The organism is Lactiplantibacillus sp. 3062 (assembly GCF_055413545.1).
In genome coordinates, this window is record NZ_JBVAYE010000001.1 from 186,142 (window position 1) to 209,704 (window position 23,563).

A 23,563-nucleotide genomic window follows, 5' to 3' on the forward strand; every position below is an offset into this window, starting at 1 on the left:
ACATGGTATACTCTTCACGCCTAAAATTCAGCTAAAACGCCACGCCATTTTAATTGTTCACAATTAATCTAGTTTAGTGATTAAACTTACTCAATATGCTGGGTGACATTAGCCGTGACTAACGACAGACTTTCAAACAAAACTTGTTGTTGGCCCGGCGTTAACTGCTCACCAACCAAGTCTGCACACCACTGCTCATAAGCATGCAATTCCGGGTACAACGCTTGCCCAGCGCTCGTTGGGTACAAACACCGGACCTTTTTATTCTCTGGATGTGTCTGCTTAATCACGTAACCTTTTTTTATTAAGTTCTGAACGGCGCGATAATTCGTGGTTCGATCCATCTTCATTTGGTCAGCCAATTGACTAAAAAATAGGCCAGGCTGCTCACAAATTCGAATTAAATAAATAAACTGATTGTTATTGAGGCCGTATTTCGCAAAACGTTGATTACCCTCGTTCGTGACGATTCGCGACAACGTGCCCATCAATCTTAATGTTGGTATCATAGAAGCTCCTTTTTATTATTGCATATGCAATTATTTGATGATAAACTTAGCACTATGCTAAGGAGGCATCACCATGTGGTCGATTAAAACATTCTCAGAACTAACAACAACTGAATTATACGCTATTTATGAATTGCGCGTCAAAACGTTTGTTGTTGAACAACAGCGCATCTATCAGGAAGTCGATGATACTGATTTAAAAGCTTATCATGTCTTTAAAACCGTCAATCAAAATATTGTTGCATACGCACGAATCTTTACAGAAGATGACCATCTCTCCTTCGGCCGGGTCGTGGTGGACAAAAACCAACGCAGACAACACTTGGGCGCTGATTTAATGGCCCATATCGAACAGGTCGTACAGGAACACTATGCTGATTTGCCAATTCAAATTGAAGCCCAAGTGCCAGTACAAGGATTTTACCAGCATTTCGGCTTCACTTCGAGCGGTACCCCTTTTCTATTCAACCACACGCCCCACATCAAAATGACTAAACCTGCGCGACAACGCCAATAGCTGAGCACATCACATCGGCACATATGCGGGGACAAGAGCTGACTTAGCGCTATGCTGATTAGAATCCAAAACTCAAAACGCGTGACTCGGACCACAATCCGAATCACGCGTTTTTAATTGACTCATTTATTCTGCTTTAGATAACCGTTCAACGTCACGCACAATCATCAACTCTTCATTAGTTGGGACAACCATGACCGTTACCGGTTCGTCATCTTTGCTAATAATTTGTTCCTTACCGTGCATATGATTCTTTTCATCATCCACTGTCACGCCAAAGTATCCTAAAGCTTTAGTGACGCGTTCGCGGATCATCCATGAGTTTTCACCTACACCAGCCGTGAAGACAAGAGCATCAATCCCGTTCATTTCAGCAATATAGCTGCCGACATACTTCACAACCCGGTTAACAAAAATATCAATTGCTAGTTTTGACCGTTCACGGGTATCTTGCGTCTTATCAAGATCACGCATATCAGGTGACAAACCTGAAATACCAAGTAACCCGGACTTATGATTCAGAATGTCAACAAAGTCTTCCACATCAGAGATCCCTAAATGGCGCATCAAGAATGGAATAATTGAGGCATCAATATCACCGGAACGGGTACTCATGGTAATCCCAGCTAGCGGCGTAAAGCCCATTGAAGTGTCGACGGCTTTACCATGATCAAAAGCCGTGATCGAAGCACCCGACCCTAAATGTAATGTCACTAATTTAAGCGAATCCAATGGTTTCCCCAATAGTTGGGCCGTCCGATTAGCAACGTAACGATGACTTGTGCCATGTGCCCCATACTTCCGCGCGCCAAATTTCTCATAATAATCGTAAGGAATACTATATAGGTAATTAACTTTAGGCATATCCGCATACAGCGAAGTGTCAAACACGGCTACTTGAGTCGCTTTTGGTAATAAATCACGGAATACTTCAATATAATAAGCCTGCGTTGGATTATGTAGCGGCGCATACTCAGATAAATCTTTGATTTTTTTCAAGGTTTGCGAGGTAATAACGACAGAGTCTTTGAAATCTTCGCCACCCGCAACAACCCGATGACCAACCCCAGTGATTTCACTAAGATGAGTCACAATATTATCGCTCTTCAGCCGTGTTAAGACCATTGCAGCGGCTTCTTTTGCATCAATTCGGTCCTTAGTTTCAGAATATTTACTACCATCCGCCTTCTTAATTGTGAAAACGGAATCTGGCAATCCCAGCCGATCAACCATTCCCGATGCGATTACCGTTTCTTCGGGAACACTGAAAAGCTTCCATTTTAAAGTTGAACTGCCGGCGTTAATTGCTAAAATTTTTGCCATGACTATTTTTCCTCCATCCATCATCAAGTGTGCCTAATGCCAGTTTAACTAATAGTGGATACGCTTTCAAGGATTTGTTCACAAACTTTCAATTTTCATAACATTGCAAACTTAATTGTCGGCATATTATTTCTTTCATAAGGCGAAATTAGCCTATAATATAGTTAATAGAAAGCGAGGCGATCATGATGAAAAAAACGTTTACTTGGTCCGTCAGCAACGGCTTTGCCGTCCTCCTCCTGACCGTGGGAACAATTCTTGCTATCACCACTCTTGGTATTAGCTTTGGTTCACCAATCAGTGTCGACGCCATGGTCACAGCAGCGGCTCTGTGGCTAGCCGGTGTCGTCTTCTTACATCCAGCCCCTGTGAGAATTCTAATTCCCGTCATCACATTAGTCAGTCTCAGCCTTGGTTACGCCACCTACTTTAGCACGTCCGGTTCATGGTTGCTTGCGATTTTAGCGACCATTATCACAGCCAGCATCGTCAGCTACGGTTTTAGTCTCCGCAAGAGCATTCGCCAACACCACAGCCATTGGTACGATTAACTTCCTAGTCTGATCCATTTTCTTCTAAATCAAAATCGTCAATCTAAACATCGCAACAGGCATCGGCGCCCTTATCGCGATGCTTTTTTATTTAGCTTTCAATCCAGATTGTTAACCCGTATCAGTTTTTCAAAGGCAAAAGTGACCAGCTAAGATTCGCTGGAAAAAATTCGGAATGGCGTGAACCTGTCTGGCTAGTTCGTCCTACATTGACTCCCAGGCATTTCCGCCAATTGCTGGAACACGATGAGCCCAGATCCAAGCCGTCGAAGCCCGCGTCTTAAATACTGGTCTGCCGCGGCTTAACAATCATTTAAGGCCACATCACAGAGCCTTGCCCGGCATCATCAATCAACAGCAGACAAACACGAACAGATGTTTTATAATAGGAAGCGACTAAATTCAGAAGGGATGCTCCGATGGCAACTAAGATTGGAATTCGACAATTGGTAGAATTCGTCTTGCGACAAGGCGATTTAAATGAAGTAAAGAATAGCCAGAACACTGCATTGAACGGTGCTAAGATTCATCGTCAGCTCCAGAGTAGTCGTGGTGAAGACTATGATAGCGAAGTTTACCTGAAAAAAATTGTGACGATGAACGATACTGATTACATTATCGCGGGTCGGGCAGACGGGATTCAGTTAAATGATGATGGGGCGTTGATTGAAGAAATCAAAACATCCGATCAAGTCTTCGAGGACTTAAGTACCAACACGTTGACACTTTACTGGGGGCAGATCAAAGTCTACGGTTACCTGTTACTGCAAGAACATCCCGATCTTGAGCAGGTCACGTTGCAGCTGACCTACTTTCAAGTCATCAATGAAAAAATCACGAAGACCCAGCAAATCCTTCACCGGGCTGAACTAGACGCATTCTTCCACGACTTAATTACAGAATATGAATACTGGTTGACATTACGAGCCGATTTACGACGACAACGAAACGCTTCTATTGAAGACTTGCCATTTCCGTTTCCAGCTTTTCGGCCGGGCCAACATGAATTGGCTGGCGCTGTTTATAAGACAATTCGGTTGCAAAAACGCCTCTTTGTCGAAGCACCAACTGGGACGGGGAAAACGATCTCAACGCTATTTCCGGCTATCAAAGCAATGGGCGAAGACGTGATTGAGCGCCTCTTTTACCTGACCGCTAAGCAAAGTACGCGCCACGTTGCTGAAGAAGCGGTCACGCTAATGAGTCATGACGGACTCAAACTGAAAAGCATTACGCTAACTGCCAAGGATCAGATTCGGTTTCCCGAGGAACAAGATGTACTTCCGGAAGATAATCCTTATATGATTGGCTACTACGACCGACTTAAACCAGCACTCAAGGATCTGTTGACCCATGAAGACCAGATTACCCGTTCCGTGATTGAACAGTATGCTCGCAAGCATACTGTCGATCCGTTTGAATTTTCACTCGACACGTCGCTCTTCTGTGATGTGATTATTTGTGACTACAACTATCTTTTTGACCCATTAGTCTATTTACAACGATTCTTTAGCGAACGTGATGACGACAACTTTTTCCTTATCGATGAAGTCCACAACCTTGTTAGTCGCTCCCGTGATATGTACTCTGCAGCCGTTAGTGACCAGCCAATCAGTGCGTTGCTAAAATTAGCCAAGCCCGATAAAAGTCAGCCAAGTGACGACTTACAACGCGAACTCAAGAAAGTCCGGCGTAGTTTTACGCGCATCAGTAAAACCTTGATTGATGACCAAGTAACGGAACAGGTGCTACCTGATCCCCCGGACAAATTATTACGCACCCTCAGAACATTTAATGAATTTGTGACTGACTGGTTGGCGCAACAAAAGCCGGGGCCACTGCTCGACGCCGTCCGTGACTATTTCTTCGCCTGTCTGACCTTTGTTAAAATTGGCGACCTATATGATGGCAGCTACCAGACGCGCTTCGTCCTTGACGGTCATCACTTAACGATCAAGGAACTCTGCCTAGATCCCAGTGACTTTCTTAATCGGTCATTAGAGCTCGGCAGTGGTGCTGTCCTATTTTCTGCGACGCTGACCCCGATGGCTTACTACCAGCGGGTGCTTGGCGGTGAAGCCAACAGTTTGGCCTACCAGCTTCCATCACCATTTCCACCAAAGCATCAGGCCATTCTCGTCACCCAGTACGTCCAGACAACGTATCACGAACGCGAACATAACGTGCCCCGGATTATTGCCAGCTTGCACGCCATGTTGACGGCTAAACATGGCAACTACCTCGTGTTCTTTCCGTCGTATGGCTATCTGCTGCAGATCAAAACTGCCTTTGAAGCCGCCTACCCTGATGTGGCAACTACCGCCCAAGCCTCGACGATGGATGCAACTGCCCGGCAGACCTTTTTGAACCAGTTTCAGTCAGCCCCCTCGCAAACCTTACTCGGTTTCTGCGTACTGGGTGGTATCTTCTCCGAAGGCATTGACTTACGTGGCGACCGTTTGATTGGAGTCGCTATCGTCAGTGTCGGTCTGCCGGGTATCAACCCTGAAACGAACTTGATTCGTGACTACTACGACCATCAAAACGGCTTAGGATTCGCCTACGCTTACCAACTGCCAGGCATGAACAACGTCTTACAGGCTGCTGGCCGCCTGATCCGCAGTGCCAAGGACACCGGAATCGTTCTCTTGTTAGACCAACGCTTCGCTAGTCGGCGCTACACAGATTTATTTCCAGCACATTGGCAGTACTATCAGACGATCCAATCAGTCCCGCAGCTCGAAGCAACGATTGCCAACTTTTGGCACCAAATGGAGGTGACTCATTAATGAAGACTAAATTAACTAAACAACTTGAAAGTACTCTCTATCAGTACTGTCTAGAACAGGGCGCCTACGTGGTTGAAGAAGTTGCGATGCCCGCTGATAAAGGGATCGTTGATACATTAAGCTATCAACAACTCCCCGATGGTCAGATTGAATGGCGTTGCTACGAATTGAAAGTCACCAAAGCAGATTTTCATTCAAAGGCCAAACTTTCATTTATCGGTCATTACAATTACTTTGTCTTGCCGCAACAACTTTACCTAGAAGTTCAATCGGAAATTCCAGACCATATTGGTGTATTGATCTACCGTGCTTTTGATCAGCGGGCCCTAGAGCTCGCACCCCAACCGTTGCGAACGCCTGGTTTCCTAACTGTCGCTAAGAAAGCCCAACGCCAAGACTTACAAGTCGAGCAAACGCCCCTTATCAGTCACTTTATCACATCGCTCTTTCGTGAGGTCGATAAAGCCAAGCGTGTGAAGAAAGGACTACAGCTCTACTCTGATGATCAACTCTTCAAAGAATTACGCAAACGGGCCCGCACCGGCTACGACGTTTATGATCCTGAACAAAACTTGTACGATCGCTTCATTGATGACACCCAGAATGACGCGGTGACTGCGCTACAAACAGAATTAGATGCCCGCAATGCCGAATATCAGACACTCAAACTAAAATATCAGGCGCTAACGGCACCAGATCTGCGTGACCAGTTATGAGCACTTACTACCCCTATCTACGTGGACGGATGTATGATTTGTTAGCCTTAAGAACATTGTGCGAGCAACACCAACTTGGCCCACACATCATCCCAGTAATTGAACCAGTCCGTGACTCCAAAGAATTACAACAAATAGTCACGACTTTTATTGAAGCCCAACAACCATTTAGCATTATTGCGAATCCCCAAGTGAGTGTCTATGGTCTTAATACCGTTAAGCTCCATCCACTTCCGGATCTGCGTCCCTACCCATTTTACCGGCCGGGCGCAATTCTTGCGGCTGATTTTAGTCGCGACTTTCTGACAACCACTCCTAGTCAAACAAGCTTGCTCATCGCGCCTAACTATCCGTTGCTTAAGGCCTATCAGCATACGACCACTTTACAGCATGCTGGTCATGTCCTAATCCCTGATGAAGCGCGTTTGCACCAACTATTACCACAACACGCGGTCTTATTGACTGATCCCGTGGCAACCCCAGCGCACGTTGCGGACTATCAAGAAATAACTGACGCCTATTTTGCCCCCGCTAACTGGCACCAAACACCGGTTGGCTTTGATGGTTTTGGCGATTACTCACTCATGGGCCGACCCTATTTTGACCACGGTATGCCATCACGCGCAATTGCATTACATCTTATTTATGTTACGGTTAACGGTGACCTGCGCATCCATCATTTTGTTTCGGACAGCAATGCCAATATGCGTGGTCAAAAGCAAAAGTTTTTTGAAGCATTAACAAAGCTCACCGACTGGGCACCCGCACACCTGACGGGACTCAATCGCACCCCCGCGCTTGCCACCCTATTGGCCTACGCTGAGGGTGATAAATTCCCAGGGTTAGGAATAATTAAGAAATTAGCAATCATGCACCACTTTCAATTGATGCACCGACTACTAGCACTGAATTGAGGAGAAATGATGGCAAAACAAGAATCTGCTTGGAAACAAATGATCCATTTCTATCGTCATGATTACGAAGAGCAACATGCTCCGATGTTATACGGCGACGTTTGGCTGAAGACCAAATCACATGACCGGCTTCTACTGGGGTTAAGTGACCAAGGACAACACAATCTGGGTGTCGTTCATCAACTCGATTTACCAACTAAGGGCCAGCACCTCGTGGCAGGTGATCCGCTCGTCACGATTACGGACGATCAAGGGGCGCATCTGGTGTCAACACCCTTTAGTGGCACCGTTCAGAAGCTTAACAAAGACCTACAAGCGGCACCCCAATCGCTCATTAACAATAAACAAACCGACAACTGGCTGGTCCAATTAAAGGCCGACTAATTTCGAGTTACCAAAAGTAAGTTGGCTGACATTCAAACAAACGCTTACATTTCCACTAAAAGAACTCGTAAATTGGCTTAACTAAGCTTAGTCACGACATCAGCGGTTGCCAGTCCCAGTGATATCACGCTTCGAACTTTAATCACAACATTTGGTTATGTTAACCAACAGACACCGTCTTCATTTGTAAACAGCCTTGATTGACCCGCTCAGAAACAATTGCGCCGCGCGTTATATTACAAAAGATTACAAAACACGCCGTTTATTACAAGAATTAGGGTAATTCGTAAAACTCCTGCTATTTCCCTGTCACAATCGCCAGTTATACTAGGTACCATTGAGTGCTTGGAAGATTCGCGGGGCCAAGCCAAATTCGGACTAAAAAATAGGAGTGTACATTACAAATGAAGATTAAGAATGCTTTATTATCAACTGCTGCCGCTACTGCTAGTCTCTTTGCCATTGGTGCTACCGCTCAAGCTGCTACGGTAACTGTTAAAGCCGGTGACACGGTTTCTGCCATTGCTGCTGATCATAACACGACGATTGATGCAATCCAACAAGCTAACCACTTAAAAGACGTTAACTTGATCTTAGTTGGTCAACAACTTGAAGTAAATGGTGATAGCACTACCACGACTTCAACACAGACGACTCAACAAACGACCACGACACAATCATCAGCTCAGACTAGTCAAACTCAAGCTCAACCGAGCCAAGCTAGCCAGACCCAATCAAGTCAAACACAAACTAGCAAACCTGCTGCTCAGACGACTCAAACGTCTAGTTCAACATCAAACTATAGCAACAATGGTTCTGATAGTGCTGCTAAGGCTTGGATTGCTGGTAAAGAATCTGGTGGTTCATATTCTGCTCGTAACGGTCAATACATCGGTAAGTACCAATTAAGTGCTTCATACTTAAACGGTGACTACTCCGCTGCCAACCAAGAACGTGTTGCTAACAGTTATGTTGCTTCACGTTATGGCTCATGGAGCAACGCCAAGAGTCACTGGCTTGCTAATGGCTGGTACTAAGAAGCCACTCTAAATTAATAAACAAATGCAAAGATTGCGGATCATTTCTGATTCGCAATCTTTTTTTCTACTATTAAATCCGTGCTGAAGCACGTGTGTCCCCCACCAATACCCATTATAAAGTTACTCAGTTGCTAAGTGACTTTATAATGGGCCTTAGAGCATGCTGACAACCCGTTATTTAGATATGCGATATGCTTATTCTGGCAACCGCTTTAAGACGGACACGATCCAGCCCTGCTAGTTGTCCCCCCCCAATCGACGACCCACTCTCCCAACCAAAATACCACATGTTTTTATTTAACAATTCACCAACCTTAACGGAGAAAATCCAACTAATTTCCTGACTAAGTACAGTCCCGAACCCCCGACAGTTTGACGACTAGTCCACAACGACAACCACATACCATTCAGCTATGGCGTAATACTAACCCAGTAACGTTTTAGTAGCGATCGTCATGGGCTACTTTTGGCATAAACCTACTATAGTAATACTTAATTAATCGACGCCTTCGTTAACCAACCACAATTGACTACACGATGCGCAACTTCTATCAATTATCTGCTTTACCGAAAAATAATTAGTCAGTGCCACGTCTCCAAGCAATAAAATGACTAGTTAAGTGTCACTATAATCAGACTTCCCGACAAATTAACCCGTCAAAATTCACTAGTTAAGTGCTTAAAATTATAGATAATCCTCGTTGACTTTTCATAAATCGACCAAAAGTGATCACTTTTATCGGATAAAGCGGCTAATTTTCATCATTAGTTTCCCCGCTTAATCATTGTCGTTATTGATTTTCTAGCTAGTTAATCGGGATTGGTAGCGCTATTTTACATGAAATCCGGCTCAAATATTACAATTCATTACAAAAACGGTCTTATATTACAAGCACCCCCTAAAAACGTAATGTTCTGATTATTGCACTGCAACACTCACTAGTTATACTAGTCACTGTTGATTGGTTGAGACATCAACTGCTCGACCAATAGAAAATATATGTAAATAATCGAACACACGCAAATTATAGGAGAGTGTATTAATTATTATGAAGATCAAAAACCTTGTATTATCATCAACTGCTGCATTAGCTTTATTCGCTATCTCAACAACGGTTGCCAACGCTGATACTTATACTGTTAAGGCCGGCGATACTGTTTCAGCAATTGCCCAAGCTCACAACACTTCAGTTTCAGCCATTGAAAAGGCAAACAAGTTAGCTAATGTTAACTTAATCTTCATTGGTGATAAGCTTGAAGTCAATGGTACTACTACAACAACCACGACTTCTGCTGCTACAAGTGCTGCACCACAATCAGCAACTAGCCAAGCTACTTCTTCAGCTGCTTCAACTGCAACGAGTGCCAGTGCTACTAGTGCTTCTTCACAATCAGTTGCTAGCCAAGCTACTAGTTCTGCTACTACTTCTTCAGCTGCTAGCCAAGCTACTTCAAGTGTTGCAACGAGTGCTGCTTCTTCAGCAAGCTCAACGCAATCAGCTGCTAGCCAAGCTTCAAGTTCTGCTGCAACCACTAGTCAAGCTTCATCAAGTGCTACTAGCTCAGCTGCATCATCAACAGCTTCAACAACCTCAACGACTTCAAGCTACACTGGTAGTAACTTAAAGAGCTACGTATTAAGCCAAATGCAATCACGGACTGGCGTTTCAGCTTCAACTTGGAACACGATCATCACGCGTGAATCAAACTGGAACTCAACGGTCAAGAACAGTACTTCTGGTGCCTATGGTTTATTCCAAAACATGCACATCAGCAGTGGCTCTGTTGAAGACCAAGTTAACGCTGCCGTTAGCTTATACAACGCACAAGGCATGGCTGCTTGGGCTTTATAAAATAACTGATTACTAACGAACAGCGTAATGACATTAATTGTCGTTACGCTGTTTTTTTATGCTCAGATTCATTTAAAAGGCGTATGCTTAGTAGCGAGAATACGAGGAAGGATCTGAGGAGATGCGCCACGAAACCAAATTAGTCATCACACTATGGGGTGGCATGTTAGGCAGTATGTTGTTGATTGGCCTGATTTTCCAGCTACCACGCTTAACCCAACTCCCATCCTCATTAACAACTGGGGTCGAAGAGCTGTTCTTTTTAGCAATTGCACTCATATTAAATCGTGACTGGCTACGGCAAACCTTAAAATTTGGGGTATCGGCAACTTGGCGTCGGCAAATCCGGCCCATCATTCCAACCTTAATCGTAGCCGCACTAATTGGATTATATACGTTAGCAACCGCCCAACAACTGACAAACACCCTGACCCTGTTATTCGTTGCCATATTGATCAGCCTGTTCGAAGAGACCTTTTTTCGCGGAATGTTGTTTCAGGCCAGCCAGTCAACATTGGGTGTAGGTAGAGCTGCAGTCTTCACTAGTATCCTCTTCAGTTTGACCCATCTAATCAATCTTGGTCACCAAACACTTAGTTTAACCCTATTGCAATTGGGCTTTACGTTCGTACTGGGGCTACTATTATGTTTAATCACGGCACAGACAACATCGCTACTATGGCCATTGTTGATTCACACCGTCAATGACTTCTTTAGCATGATGGAACCTCCAATCAATTTGCCCGGTATAACGACGACTAGTTTTCAAATCATCGAAATCGCGGTCATTATCCTATTAATACTGCCGATTCTACGCCAAAATCACCAGTGGCTGTCATAATGACCACCGGCAACTAATCGATCCGTAATTAATATAACCAACACCTTCAATGTGACCTATACTAAAGTTAGCATTAACTTCTGGAGGGGATTTCGATGTCATCAACCAAACGCGGCTGGGGAGCCGCTATTAGTATTTTCATTTTAGTACCAATTCTTTTTAAATTAATTGCCTGGCTACCAGTACCAACTTTATACAGTGGGCTGGTCCAAGACTTGCTTGTATTACTTATTTTCCTGCTATTAAATCATTTTTGGTTTAAAATATCGATTCAGTGGTGGCAATCGCAATCACTCGTACGACAATGCTTGCAGCTCATCCCGGGAATCATTATTTTATTACTACCAATGACGAGCAACTTCATCAAGCTATGTCATCTTGCTTGGACCCCAACGTTAATTCTCTATATTGGCTACGCCCTAGTTATCGGGATCACTGAGGAATATATCTATCGGGGCATGCTCCTGCCACTACTACGACAATGCTTCCCTCACCGACTCATGCTAGCCATTTGTATCGACAGTTTACTATTTGGTCTTACCCACCTACTCATTAACAGCAGCCAGCTGACCCTCAGCTACGTCATCCCACAAGTCTTTTATGCTGCAGCGGGTGGCCTGATTTTTTGCGGCCTTTATCTACGAACCAATAACTTAGTCTGGCCGATTTTCTTGCACGCCTTATCGGACGTATCCGTCGTCGTTAGTTTGGCCACGCATACCCACACCGCGGCCAAGTTGAGTATTCCGGTTGCTTACGCGATTGGCATCTCGGTGCTCTATCTCGTCTTGTTTATCATCATCGCCTTTATCGTTCGCTGGCAAGTTCGCCCTCAAAAACGATTGTTGTCTCGTTAGCAATTCACAGTAATCAAAAAATGAGTCCCCAGAATCAAATCATTCTGAGAACTCATTTTTAGTGACTTATCTTGACAAAAATGCGATTGTACGCGTCAACTCACGTCTGATTCAATCGTAAGAGCACCCTAGGTTTCCGCCACAAATTTGTGCTTTTCTAATCGGTAGGAGTGGTCACAAACGTCCGCAACATCCGGTTCATGCGTGACAATAATGACGCACTTCTTTTGTTCATGCGCAATTTTTTGAAATTGGTCAATCACATATTTCGTATTTTCTTCATCCAAATTACCGGTTGGTTCATCCGCAACCACTAGTTTAGCATCGCACACCATGGTCCGTGCAATCGCCACCCGTTGCTGCTGACCACCAGATAAGCGTTGAACATTCTTCTTCATCTGATCATCTGTAATACCTAACCGTCGTAACATCTTCATCGCATAATCCTTGTCACCACGGTGTTCCGAGTTCGTAATTGCCATGGCAGTCATCAGATTATTCAATGGTGACATATACGTCAACAAATTATATGATTGAAAAACGATTGCCACTTTGGACTTCCGATAGTTCGTCAGACCAATCTTATTGATTGGTTCACCATTGAGTTCAATTTGCCCAGCCCGCGGTTTATCTAGACCCGCCAGCAGTGAGAGGAAGGTCGTCTTACCGGAACCACTTTGACCAACAATGGCATACGAAGTCCCCGACTTAAATTCAAGGTTTACATTCTCAAATAGACTATTTTCTTGGCGGTCATACCAGTAACCAAGATCATTTACTTTTAACATTGCCGCCCCTCCTAATCAATTAAAACTTTCTTCGGCTGTAGTCGTAGTATGCCACCAGAAGCCAGCATAATCGACAGGAACATGATGGCTAAGCCAAAGCCGCCGAGTTCAACTAAATCCATTACCGTGACATTAATATCTAAGTTCGTGTCGGTCGTGGCACTGGCATTACCAGTCTGACCGCCGCCACTAGGCATATTGCCGCTTGGCTTGCTACCACCAGTGTTACCACTAGGGGCGCCGCCACCGCCACCAGGCTGACCCTGCTGACTAGTTGAACTCGTCGTAGTCGTTGCAGTCGTCGTTTGTTGTGAAACTAACTGGTCACCCAGCTTATTACCAACAAACTTACCACCGAATCCGGCTAAGACAACTGAGACGATCAAGACCATCACCATTTCAGCAAAGAATTGAGCGACAATCTTCCAACGGCTCTCACCTAATGATAACAAGACACCAATTTCATAGCGGCGTTCACGAATCATCAAGATAACGATTAAAGCTAAGATAATCGTTCCAGCAATCGCAACGAGCCAGACAATCTTATCCGCAAATGATTTAACGTTATTCATCGAACTCTTAACCGTTTGGTAACTGCTATCATCCGTTGACAACGAATACTTCGATGTATTGATCAACTGTTTACCAGACGTTTTGACGCTGCTAACTTTAGCGGGGTCTGAGATTGCAAAAGTCACAGAATCAGCTGTGTTCTTGTACTTAGAACCCTTGACCGTGTTAGCGAACGTGTATGACGTGTAAACACTGTTGCTGACATCGGTACTACCAGGACCTTGTTGCGTACTTGCACTAGATGACGCTTTATAGATCCCAACGATCTTCATCGTGTAAGTCTTCTTATCACCGGTCGTTGCTTTTAACTTAATCGTATCACCGACGCTCAGGCTATCTTCCTTAGCCAATTCACTTTCGATGACAACGTTGTTAGTGCCTTCATCACTAGCTGTAATACCGCGGCCCTTCGTAATTTTACTTGAGCTACTTTCAAAGGTTGAGACGCTGTTCGTATTAGTGACCCCAGTAATCGAGATATCACCAGTACCACTGCTACTTGAGCCACCCATACCTTTCATCCCACCACCGGTACTACTACCTGATGTTGAAATCGTATCAAAGCCCTTCGCATTAGCGGAAGTTGAGACGGTCGCATTGTAACTTGAAACGTTGCTAAGCTTGGCGATTTTCTTCGCATCACTCAGTTTAACGGGCGATGTCGTCAACTTAGGCCGACTACTTTTACTCGTCGACGTGGCGCTGCGCATCTTCTTAAAAGCCGCCTCCCGGTTAGCAGATAAAGTGACGGTAGCCCCGACACTTTTCTTGGCATTACTAGTTGCCGTATCAGCAGCATTTCTAATCAATAACCCGGCCAATACAAACAGCATGATTGCTGATGTAACAAGTACTAATAGAATTGAACGGCCTTTTTTTGCCGTTAGATTGAGCCATGCGCGTTTAAAAAAATTCACGCTTAAACCCTCCTTCAGATAAAGTATTGGTATGACAATTGCTTTGCACTGCTTTTAACCTACACGGGAAATCTGACTAATTTGTGAACTTGCTGGGTTTATTTATGGGTCTGAAACCGAAGATTTTTCAATTTGCTAGCTAAGCCCCTGAAAGGCTGGTTGTGCTTGCTACTACTAGCATTGCACCGTATCGGAGGCCCGTTTAAATGCGTTAGTCAGCACTTTCGCTGAACACCAAATAGTCGCGACAAGAATTAGCAATTAATTCTTGTCGCGACTATTGAACTTATTGATTAAACGAATTACTTACACAATCGTAAACTCACTCTTCCGGTACGGTACTTAAGTGCCACGTGATCGTACCCTGATAACTTCCAGGAACAGCGGCGGGCGTTGTTTTGAGCACCAAACCTTGTTGCGATGATCAGTGGGCGGTCACGTCATAGTCGATCCCTGGGGCCGTCTTTTGGCGCGCGATTTCCACGGCATCCTCTCCCAACATTGTCAGCTTGGCACCATCCTGATAATACAAGTTTCCCGCTAGTGTGCGGCCCTGATTAGTCACGAGAGGGGTCGCGGTCGCCTCTAAGCGCCAAGCGGCTTTCGAGCCCGTATCATCATTGACAACTACTTCAAGTCCCTCGGGCCGACTGACTTGAGCCGTTCCCGTCAGCTTGATTGGTGCAAACACACTTTCAGTACTGACTTTTTTCAGCTGTAACTCCCCACCAATGACCGTGACCGTTACTGTCACTGGTTCTGAGTAGGCGTTATCTTTGCTATGAGCCCGTAACGTAATCTGATTTTCACCGATTTGTAGTTCTTCGGCATCCACTTCAAATTCGACATAACCAACCGGATCGTCCATGCTCAACTGATAGTCTTCTCCCGCTTCACCATTGACCCGGTACTCGATACGCATGCCATCATTGTCAAAGTCTAACCCATCATTTAGCTTAATTTGGCCCTTAATGATGACGGGCTCGCCTTTCTTCACTTGTGTCAACGGTTCAATTGTCAGGTTAACGGTCTTATTGGTCGTAATGGTGAAGTGCGGTGTGGCCGTTGCGGTCTTCATCTCGTGACCCTCAAAGTAACTCATGTCATCATCAACAAAAGTATCCCGATCGACCTTGGCAGCCTCACCAATCAGCGTAATATAAGCGTGCGGATTTTTCATTGATAGTGTCCGCTGCAAATCGTGTTGTAAGCGGGCCACCGACGATTCGTTATCGTCCGCTGGTAAATTGATCTCTTCCTCGGTACCATCCGCATAGCGGATCTTCGCGTGACTAAAGTGAACTTGTTCGGGTAATGGTAGACTGGCCTTAACCTGTTGCCATTCATTGTCACCATTGAGATAGCTCAGAACGTACTCATATTCCAACTCATCCCCACCATGAACCCAGTCTCCTTCATGGACAGTTCGCTCTTGAGTCAGATTGGTTACGTTTAAATCTGACTCGATTTCAATCGGTTGTGGCAACCGGTCAAAGACGACCAGTGTTCTGGCATTAGCGGTTGTCGCCGTACTAGTTAATCCCCAAGTAACATTCCGGATATCCTTTCCAAAGACTGTTGTATCAATTGTGGTCATTCGTGTTGGTCCCTGATCCAGGGTATAACTCATGATTTGTTTACTGGCGACCCACTTCAATACAAGATGGTGCCAGTTACCGTCCGCGAGTGGTAATTTATCAGCGATACTCCCATGGTTCTGTTCAAAACGATAAGAGGACGTTAAACCACCCCGTTGCGTATAAGTATCCGGACTTGCAGGGTAGCTCGCGGCCATATGCATTTTTTTAGGCTTTTCATCGAAAGAATTCCCCCGGGGATACAATCCCCAAAAACCACCGTCATTCACTTTGGTATCCAGCTCCAACGCCCAACTTTTTTGAATCGCCGTCTTAGCAATCGTGGCCGGCGCCGTTCGCCGTGTATAGGTATCCGTCCCATAAACACCCAAGTTCTCACCAATAATGCTTTTCTTTCCATACCGACTAATCGCACTCATTTTGCGGGGATCATTCTGTAAAACAACGGCCAGTCCTTCACTCACGGCTTTGTCCCCAAAGTTCACCCACATTGAGACTTGGTTATCGACCCGCATGTTAAAGCGATTAACAGGGGTCGACCACATTGCCCCAACTTGATTATCGTCATTTGTTAATTCGATAACATGCTGCGAATGGCCATTCTTTGAAACAGTCTGCATTGTGGCCGAATTACGGTCAAACTTTCCCGGTTCAAATAAGCCTTCCAGATTCAGTCCAGCGGGTGCCGTATCAAGTACGTCAGCCTTACTAACTAACGGTATCACTGCCCCTAAACAGACAAACAGTCCTAACAAGAGTCCCCAAAACCTTACTTCTTTCACCTAACGTCGCTCCCATCACTTGCCTTCCGCAGCTATTCTTAGCAAATTAAGCGACATCATGTCAATTATTTTTATGGTTATAATAAGTATTTATTTATACATAAAATTTAAGCAATCGCACTTATATCAAAACATATTGATTTTAATAAAAACCAGCGCCTGACAGTTGTCATCGCGCTGGTTTTAAATTGACGGCTCACTTACTCACCGCGCCAGGAATTAAGCGCGTTAGGCCGGTAAATTTTCTGGAGCAAATGGGCAGTCCACCACATGATCATTAATGAGACCAGTCGCTTGAAGATAAGAATAAATGGTTGTCGGTCCGACAAACTTGAAGCCGCGGCGTTTCATCTCTTTAGACACTTGTTGCGCCAAGTCGTTTGTTGCTGGAACCTCATCGATTGACGCCCACGCCTGGCGTATGGGCTGGTTATCAACAAACGCCCATAACCAAGTGGCAAAGTCTTCCCCGGCCGGCCAATCTCGAATCACACGAGCATTGTTGATCGTTGCCATTAACTTCTGACGATGCCGAATAATTCGAGCATCGGTTAGTAGTCGCTCAACATCGGCAGTCGTCATAGCGGCCACCTGGTCAACATCGTAATCCACAAAATCTTCATTAAAAGCCGCCCGCTTATTCAGGACGGTCTGCCAGCTCAGTCCTGCTTGATAAGTCTCCAAGCACAACAGTTCAAAAAGTCGTTGCTGATTATGTTGCGGCCGCCCCCATTCGTTGTCATGATACGCTTGCATTGCTGGTGATGAATCCGCCCATGCACATCGTTGCATTAAAAACATCTCCTTATTGCTGCTATTCAACCCGGCTATCTCATACTCGCCGCATACTCCCAGACTAAAACTAACACTGGTTTTAAAATCTAAGTGCAGCCCCTTAAAAAAGCGCCGTCCAACTTGAATCGTTAGACGGCGCCAGTTGGTTACACTTATTATCGCATAACTGACTTATTTTATTGACGATTTCGTTTCGTCTGCTTTTCAGCAGTGGTTTCGTCTTCCATACGATCCGTCAACGGATAAGTTAAGCGAATCAAACTTGGAATAATCGTTGGGATGGCGAATACCAGGATAATCAACCCGATAATCACAACCATCGCCACTTGAATCAACGTCAAGACACCGGATGGCATCAAGGCGGCGAACGTCCCACTCAAGATCAAGGCAGCGGATAAGACCACGGCCCCAATGACGGCGGAAGCTCTGACAATTCGAGTACTTGGTGTCGCAGCCGAATTATCAAATTCACGATACTTCATCATCAAGAAGATACTGTAGTCGACCCCAAGCGCAATCAACATGATGAACCCGAAGAACGGTGTGTTCCAAGTTAACATGCTTTGACCCAAGAACCAGTTGCTCAAGATCCGTGTAATACTCAAGGACATAATGTAAGCCAATAACAAAGTCCCTAAGATGTAGAACGGTTGTAAGACAGAACGCGTGATAACCATCAAGGCAATCAGGATTCCGACTAACATAATTGCAGCGGTCCGAACGAAGTCACTAGAAGCAATTGCTTGGGTATCGTTCGTTTCAGACGTTTGACCACCAATCGCAATGGTGGCACCATCTAACGCAGTTCCCTTCAAGCTGTTCGTTGCTTGCTTTTGAATTGCCGTTACTTTATCCATCGCTGACTTCGAACTTGGATTTTCATTCAAGACGATTGTTAACTTCGTTGCGTGGTTGTTACCAGACATGTAAGCCTTCAAAGCAGACTTGTAAGTCTTACCCTTCAAAGTGCTCTTTGGCACGTAATACGTCTTCGCAGCCGCGGAATCCTTTAAGCCAGTCAAGTAGCTGTTAGCTGAGCCAACACCAGTGTTGATCGTCTTAGTTCCGTCGCTGGCAGTCTTCAAACCATCTTGGAGCGTCTGCATCTGACCTACTAAGCTTTGGATACTGGTGTACATTTGTTCATTACCAGAGGCCACTTGCGAGGCACCACTGTTAAGCTTGTTGACACCACTTACTAAGGTAGGTACTTGCGAGTTTAAGCTTGCAGTCCCACTGGCTAATTGTGAAGCACCACTATTTAACGTTGAAGAGTTGGCAGCTAATTGGTTAGTCCCAGAATCAAGCGCACTGATGGCACTCGTTAGCGTTGGAATTTGCGCGCTTAAACTGCTCATTCCATTATTAACCGTGTTTGCCCCAGAAGCAAGCTTAGTCACACCACCTGTGTAAGTATCCAGTTTTGACGCAAGTGTATTGGTACCACTTAGCAACTGACCGAGCTTTGAAGTGAGTTGGTCAGAGCCTGCTGACAATTGTTCAGTCGCAGTTTCAAGCGTCTGCATTTCTGTAACCGCCGTTTGTAATCCCTTAATTGCTGTGATTGAATTATTATTTGCTGAAATACTTGCCGTTGCCAAGTCACCAAGGCCTGACAAGCCACTCAATTGAGAACTCGCTGTTTGTAACTGGTTGTTGAGATCCGCAATTGTCTTGAGTTGCGCACTCAAATCAGACAATGCTTCCAGCCCGGCTTTTGCACCCGACGTGGTCGTCGTTGTTGCCTTTGTCGCCGAAGTACTTGCACTAGCGTTCGAACTGTTTTGCGCGTTCACGGCCGAAGTTACTGCCGAACTAATAGCAGCCTTCTGGTCATCAGTCACACTTGAACCTGCAGCAGCAACCGCTGCAGAAGCGACCGTATCAGCATTCACAGTTGCCGTTGAACTGGACGATGTACCGGCTGCATTAGCAGCATCAGTTTTAGCCGCACTTTCCAGCGCACTTTGAACAGTCGTCATATCATTAGTCATTTTAGTTTGCGCAGAATTAGCATTCTTAGCACTGTCTTGTAACAATGCAATTCCAGACTTAACTTTGCCAGAACTGTTAGCCACTGTCTCCATCTTTGTATTGAGTGTATTGAGTCCATCAATCAATGTCTGCAATTGTGACGCATTAACGTCCGTGCTTCCAGCTTTCACTTTTGCTTCCAGTTCAGCTAGCTTGGTTGAAAGTTGACTCGAACCACTTTGCAATTGTGCTACGCTAGAGGTTAAGCTTGCAGTTCCTTGAGAAATAGTTGTTTTATTATTATTTAACGTATCAAGTCCATTTGACAAGCTCTGTGTGCCGCTTAACAACTGATTAACTCCACTAGCCAACGTTCCAGTCTTACTGTTCAACTGGTTCAAACCATTATTGACTGTGTAGACACCATTAGTATAAGTAACTAATCCACTCGCTAACGAGCTCGAACCACTTGCCAACTGACTAGCCCCACTTGAAAGGGTTCCAGTCTTACCATTTAAAGTATTGAGTCCTGATGAAACTTCATCCGCCCCATCCGCCAACTTCTTGGCCGACTTCGCGCTATCCGACATATTGGCACTCTTCAATTTACTATTGGCGCTATCTAACCCACTACCAATCTTAGTTAGCCCTTTGCTAGCAGACTTCATTCCACTAGTGACGGTGCCTAATTGGTTGCCAACGTATAATTGATCGATTTGTGAGCCACCGGGTTGGGTGACAGACGCCACGGTTTTAACACCCTTAACTTTTTGTAACTGTTTCGTTAAGCTGTCGATGACTTTTAGATCTTTTTCATTGTTTAAGGCATGATCCGTCTTAATATATAACGTTGACGGTTCAGCCGTCCCTTTGGAGAAGTGATCCTGAACAACTTGGAAGCCCTTCTTCGCTGGAATCGTGTCGTTTAATTCAGCCAACGTATCATAGTTCAACTCATTGTTATACGTTAAGATAAATGGCAATGAAACCCCTAAAACAACGACCAGGGCGATGATTGGGTAACGAACTGATGACGCTGCAATGCCGTGCCACATCTTGCTCGTACTACCACCAGCAAACTTCTTCGTTGGCCAGAATAACCGTGGTCCTAATAACGCCATGAAGAATGGGTTCAACGTTAACAAGACGAGCAATAGGATAGCAACCGCAATGGCAACCCCAACCGCTGACTTGTAAATTGAGAAGTTCGCTAACCCAAGGGCACTAAACCCAATTAATAGTGACGATCCACTGTATAGGATCGTTCGTCCGGCAATCTTTAACGCGCGCCCAGTCGCGGCGACCGGACTATCGCCATGACTGAGTTCTTCTTTGAATTGATCGAACAGTAGAATATTGTAGTCGGTCCCAATCCCGAACAAGACCACGACCATAAAGACTTGGGTAAAGTTCGACAATGGAAAGTTAAATTTATTAACGAGGTTCATCACAACGCTCAGCGAGATAATGAACGACACCCCAACTGACAACAGTGAAACTAACGGCGTAATCGGCGAACGGAAGACTAACGTTAACACGATGAAAATGAAAATAACGGTAATAATTTCAGTCTTCTGAATCCCTGCTTCCGTTTCCTGAGTGAAGTCATCATTTAAGATGTCACTCCCCGTCACGTACGTCTTAACCCCAGCCGTTTTAGCACCGGCCGTAATATTCTTGGTCATGTTCGTGACGGTCTGGTTCTTACCAACCATTAATTGTAGTAATTGGGTGGATTTGTCTTTTGAAATCAATTGCTTTTTGGCAGCAGCATTATCACTGGCAGCCGTCATTGATTTCACGTGATATTTTGATTTTTGCACTTTGAAGCGTTGAATCGTCCCATCGATTGCTTGCTTCTGGTCACTCGTTAACGGTGAATCACCATTATTGAAGACCACCACCACTTGGCGCGTATTATTTTGATTACGCCCCCAATGATTCTGAATGACTTGTGCGACTTGACTCTTAGCACTACTTGGCAACTTGGTCTGGCCCTTATCACGTACCAGACTGCTGATATTTGGCAGGAAGATGATGGCCGCTACCATCACAACTAGCCAAACAATCGCTTGGATTGTAAAACGTCTACGGCTCCCTTTCACGTTATATCCCTTCCCTAATTCAGATTCTTAAAACGACATCGTGACATTTAATCAACAATGTGTTTAAATAATAACAACATGTTAAATGAAAACCGGTGTAATTTCAACCAACAATTTTCATAAAATCGTCATTAAATAAACAAACAATAGTATATTGTTCAAATAATGAGGTGAACTTCAGTGGTAGGTACTAAAAACAACCGTCGTTCGCAAATGACCGAACGCCTAATTCAAGATAGTCTAATCAACTTACTCCAACATCAGTCGCTAGATGAGATTACGGTCACTGCTGTCTGCAAGGCCGCAGATATCAACCGGGGCACCTTTTACGCCCATTATGAAGACGTCAAAGATTGCATGCAGAAGATGGAACAAGATGCCACGGAAGAACTGCTAGCTGTTATTGATAAACATCTTAATCCCGACTCTTTACAAGCCATTCTGACGGGAATTTTTGAGGTGGTTAAGAAACGCCACGCCGTTACTTCCTTCATCTTAACAACCGACCAGGATTTTCTGATGAGCTTTATCGCAACAACTAAGCGTGAGATCTTAGCACATAACCAAGCTGAGATCACTGGTATTGGCAATCGCGAAAAAGAGTACATGTTTGAGTATTATCTCAATGGTATCGTTGGTGTTGTCCGTTATTGGTTAAAAACAGGACTACATGAATCACCGGAAGAACTGGCCAGTTTTATCAACGACTGGTGGTACCGAGGAAAACCAGTCAAAAATTTGGCTGAACACTGAATTTAACCCCACTATTCGATTGTTAGTTTAATTAATCTAGCTATTCCCATTAAATTAATTATTATCAATATGCCTTGGAAATTATCTTGCATATTAAAAGTAACATGAACCCTTTAATTGCAAAAGCAATCTAACTTCTTAATTACTTTCTTCTATATAAGATACCAGTCATGTGCATGGATGGACTTGATTCGCGTCAAGAAAACCCCAAAATGCCCGATTATTAGCAATTACCTGCTAATAATCGGGCATTTTTTAGACTTCTTTTGGGGGCGTCTTAGGTTCATACATCCGTTGCTTGATATCGTCCATTTCCTGATCCAGCTCCGTAATTAACTGCGCCTTCTTAGTCAATGACGCTCGCAATGCGTCCTGATGCGGAACGTTCTTCTTATAATTTAATTCATGCTCCAACGACGCCCAAAAGTTCATGGCAATCGTCCGTACTTGTAGTTCGACCTCAATGATGCTCGGCCCATCAACAGTGTAGACCGGCACCCCGAGGATTAAATGCAAACTCTGATAGCCATTAGCTTTAGGATGATGAATATAATCCTTCACTCGTAATACTTTAATGTCAGCCTGAGTCGCCAATAAATTCTCGACTGTCTTGACATCGCTTAGGAAACGAACAATCAACCGGATACCCGCAATATCATGCAAATTATTAAACACCGCATTTAACGTTAACGGTAAATGCTTACGTTGCATCTTACCAACAATGCTCTCAGGCGACTTGATCCGGGACTGCTTGCTATCAATTAACGCGTAGCCGTAACGAAGCTCATACTCTCGACTAATATAATCTAACTTATCTAAAACGAGCTTCATCGCAACTTCATAACGTAACGAATAAGCTTTCAACTGATCAACAGCTTGCAAAAGTTCCGGGGGTGCTGGCAAAAGCTGATCATTATCTGCACTTGCTTGGGAATTTGTTGTGCTCAATCAATATCGCTCCAATATAAGACTCTATTCTCTCTC

19 protein-coding genes are annotated in these 23,563 nt (G+C 44.6%); 11 read left to right on the forward strand and 8 right to left on the reverse strand.

Annotated elements, in window-relative coordinates; genetic code table 11:
* Positions 1-86 precede the first annotated feature (86 nt).
* On the reverse strand, positions 87-509 hold the full coding sequence (locus ACWQAU_RS00855) for a MarR family winged helix-turn-helix transcriptional regulator (RefSeq protein ID WP_003641885.1): 423 nt from the start codon (positions 507-509) through the stop codon (positions 87-89).
* A gap of 73 nt (positions 510-582) precedes the next feature.
* Here ACWQAU_RS00855 and ACWQAU_RS00860 point away from each other — a divergent pair, with 73 nt between their 5' ends.
* Positions 583-1,026: a GNAT family N-acetyltransferase gene (locus ACWQAU_RS00860; RefSeq protein ID WP_027821529.1), complete on the forward strand. Its 444-nt coding sequence runs from the start codon at positions 583-585 to the stop codon at positions 1,024-1,026.
* 126 nt (positions 1,027-1,152) lie between these two features.
* Here the strand turns inward: ACWQAU_RS00860 and ACWQAU_RS00865 are convergent, their stop codons facing one another.
* Positions 1,153-2,349: an acetate/propionate family kinase gene (locus tag ACWQAU_RS00865; protein WP_003646419.1), complete on the reverse strand. Its 1,197-nt coding sequence runs from the start codon at positions 2,347-2,349 to the stop codon at positions 1,153-1,155.
* A gap of 185 nt (positions 2,350-2,534) precedes the next feature.
* On the opposite strand from ACWQAU_RS00865, the gene ACWQAU_RS00870 reads away from it, so the two are divergent.
* The 9 genes from ACWQAU_RS00870 (at position 2,535) to ACWQAU_RS00910 (ending at position 12,294) form a co-directional block, all read left to right on the forward strand.
* Positions 2,535-2,900, forward strand: a complete 366-nt coding sequence (locus ACWQAU_RS00870) for a hypothetical protein (RefSeq protein WP_225868582.1) — start codon at positions 2,535-2,537, stop codon at positions 2,898-2,900.
* Positions 2,901-3,319: 419 nt separating this feature from the next.
* Positions 3,320-5,689, forward strand: coding sequence for an ATP-dependent DNA helicase (locus ACWQAU_RS00875; protein WP_016511441.1), 2,370 nt, complete (start codon positions 3,320-3,322; stop codon positions 5,687-5,689).
* Entirely contained in the window at positions 5,689-6,405 is a 717-nt protein-coding gene (locus tag ACWQAU_RS00880) for a hypothetical protein (RefSeq protein ID WP_021356465.1), read from the forward strand. The genes ACWQAU_RS00875 and ACWQAU_RS00880 overlap by 1 nt, the downstream gene beginning before the upstream one ends.
* A complete protein-coding gene (locus ACWQAU_RS00885; RefSeq protein WP_033608018.1) occupies positions 6,402-7,319 on the forward strand; it encodes a sce7725 family protein in 918 nt (305 codons plus the stop codon). Before ACWQAU_RS00880 ends, ACWQAU_RS00885 begins: the two co-directional genes overlap by 4 nt.
* Positions 7,320-7,328: 9 nt before the next feature.
* Positions 7,329-7,703: a glycine cleavage system H family protein gene (locus tag ACWQAU_RS00890; protein WP_011100958.1), complete on the forward strand. Its 375-nt coding sequence runs from the start codon at positions 7,329-7,331 to the stop codon at positions 7,701-7,703.
* A 404-nt stretch (positions 7,704-8,107) separates the two neighbouring features.
* On the forward strand, positions 8,108-8,740 hold the full coding sequence (gene apf / locus ACWQAU_RS00895; RefSeq protein WP_027821531.1) for an aggregation-promoting factor: 633 nt from the start codon (positions 8,108-8,110) through the stop codon (positions 8,738-8,740).
* A 1,052-nt stretch (positions 8,741-9,792) separates the two neighbouring features.
* On the forward strand, positions 9,793-10,596 hold the full coding sequence (locus tag ACWQAU_RS00900; RefSeq protein WP_013355152.1) for a LysM peptidoglycan-binding domain-containing protein: 804 nt from the start codon (positions 9,793-9,795) through the stop codon (positions 10,594-10,596).
* Between the two features lie 121 nt (positions 10,597-10,717).
* On the forward strand, positions 10,718-11,437 hold the full coding sequence (locus tag ACWQAU_RS00905; RefSeq protein ID WP_003646412.1) for a CPBP family intramembrane glutamic endopeptidase: 720 nt from the start codon (positions 10,718-10,720) through the stop codon (positions 11,435-11,437).
* 95 nt (positions 11,438-11,532) lie between these two features.
* The gene (locus tag ACWQAU_RS00910) at positions 11,533-12,294 is read left to right on the forward strand and encodes a CPBP family intramembrane glutamic endopeptidase (protein ID WP_011100955.1); all 762 of its coding nucleotides are present in this window, start codon (positions 11,533-11,535) and stop codon (positions 12,292-12,294) included.
* Positions 12,295-12,422: 128 nt separating this feature from the next.
* On the opposite strand, the gene ACWQAU_RS00915 is transcribed toward ACWQAU_RS00910, so the two are convergent.
* The 5 genes from ACWQAU_RS00915 to ACWQAU_RS00935 all read right to left on the reverse strand — a co-directional run bounded on the left by ACWQAU_RS00915 (position 12,423) and on the right by ACWQAU_RS00935 (position 21,826).
* Complete coding sequence (locus tag ACWQAU_RS00915; protein ID WP_003641873.1) at positions 12,423-13,082, reverse strand: ABC transporter ATP-binding protein; 660 nt, start codon at positions 13,080-13,082, stop codon at positions 12,423-12,425.
* A gap of 11 nt (positions 13,083-13,093) precedes the next feature.
* Entirely contained in the window at positions 13,094-14,572 is a 1,479-nt protein-coding gene (locus ACWQAU_RS00920; protein WP_003643721.1) for an ABC transporter permease, read from the reverse strand.
* A 424-nt stretch (positions 14,573-14,996) separates the two neighbouring features.
* Positions 14,997-16,952, reverse strand: coding sequence for an L-type lectin family protein (locus tag ACWQAU_RS00925; protein ID WP_228403038.1), 1,956 nt, complete (start codon positions 16,950-16,952; stop codon positions 14,997-14,999).
* Between the two features lie 228 nt (positions 16,953-17,180).
* Entirely contained in the window at positions 17,181-17,744 is a 564-nt protein-coding gene (locus tag ACWQAU_RS00930; RefSeq protein WP_027821532.1) for a DNA-3-methyladenine glycosylase I, read from the reverse strand.
* A 179-nt stretch (positions 17,745-17,923) separates the two neighbouring features.
* A complete protein-coding gene (locus ACWQAU_RS00935) occupies positions 17,924-21,826 on the reverse strand; it encodes an MMPL family transporter (protein WP_079111765.1) in 3,903 nt (1,300 codons plus the stop codon).
* Positions 21,827-22,006: 180 nt separating this feature from the next.
* On the opposite strand from ACWQAU_RS00935, the gene ACWQAU_RS00940 reads away from it, so the two are divergent.
* On the forward strand, positions 22,007-22,579 hold the full coding sequence (locus tag ACWQAU_RS00940) for a TetR/AcrR family transcriptional regulator (RefSeq protein WP_003643718.1): 573 nt from the start codon (positions 22,007-22,009) through the stop codon (positions 22,577-22,579).
* A 255-nt stretch (positions 22,580-22,834) separates the two neighbouring features.
* Here ACWQAU_RS00940 and ACWQAU_RS00945 read toward each other — a convergent pair whose 3' ends face one another.
* The gene (locus ACWQAU_RS00945; RefSeq protein ID WP_003641867.1) at positions 22,835-23,527 is read right to left on the reverse strand and encodes a GTP pyrophosphokinase; all 693 of its coding nucleotides are present in this window, start codon (positions 23,525-23,527) and stop codon (positions 22,835-22,837) included.
* Positions 23,528-23,563 lie beyond the last annotated feature (36 nt).

What these genes read in the sequence shown, in the direction of transcription:
- ACWQAU_RS00855 (WP_003641885.1), bottom strand. Translation starts at nt 509, where the DNA reads ATGATACCAACATTAAGATTGATGGGCACGTTGTCGCGAATCGTCACG.
- ACWQAU_RS00860 (WP_027821529.1), top strand. Translation starts at nt 583, where the DNA reads ATGTGGTCGATTAAAACATTCTCAGAACTAACAACAACTGAATTATAC.
- ACWQAU_RS00865 (WP_003646419.1), bottom strand. Translation starts at nt 2,349, where the DNA reads ATGGCAAAAATTTTAGCAATTAACGCCGGCAGTTCAACTTTAAAATGG.
- ACWQAU_RS00870 (WP_225868582.1), top strand. Translation starts at nt 2,535, where the DNA reads ATGATGAAAAAAACGTTTACTTGGTCCGTCAGCAACGGCTTTGCCGTC.
- ACWQAU_RS00875 (WP_016511441.1), top strand. Translation starts at nt 3,320, where the DNA reads ATGGCAACTAAGATTGGAATTCGACAATTGGTAGAATTCGTCTTGCGA.
- ACWQAU_RS00880 (WP_021356465.1), top strand. Translation starts at nt 5,689, where the DNA reads ATGAAGACTAAATTAACTAAACAACTTGAAAGTACTCTCTATCAGTAC.
- ACWQAU_RS00885 (WP_033608018.1), top strand. Translation starts at nt 6,402, where the DNA reads ATGAGCACTTACTACCCCTATCTACGTGGACGGATGTATGATTTGTTA.
- ACWQAU_RS00890 (WP_011100958.1), top strand. Translation starts at nt 7,329, where the DNA reads ATGGCAAAACAAGAATCTGCTTGGAAACAAATGATCCATTTCTATCGT.
- apf (WP_027821531.1), top strand. Translation starts at nt 8,108, where the DNA reads ATGAAGATTAAGAATGCTTTATTATCAACTGCTGCCGCTACTGCTAGT.
- ACWQAU_RS00900 (WP_013355152.1), top strand. Translation starts at nt 9,793, where the DNA reads ATGAAGATCAAAAACCTTGTATTATCATCAACTGCTGCATTAGCTTTA.
- ACWQAU_RS00905 (WP_003646412.1), top strand. Translation starts at nt 10,718, where the DNA reads ATGCGCCACGAAACCAAATTAGTCATCACACTATGGGGTGGCATGTTA.
- ACWQAU_RS00910 (WP_011100955.1), top strand. Translation starts at nt 11,533, where the DNA reads ATGTCATCAACCAAACGCGGCTGGGGAGCCGCTATTAGTATTTTCATT.
- ACWQAU_RS00915 (WP_003641873.1), bottom strand. Translation starts at nt 13,082, where the DNA reads ATGTTAAAAGTAAATGATCTTGGTTACTGGTATGACCGCCAAGAAAAT.
- ACWQAU_RS00930 (WP_027821532.1), bottom strand. Translation starts at nt 17,744, where the DNA reads ATGCAACGATGTGCATGGGCGGATTCATCACCAGCAATGCAAGCGTAT.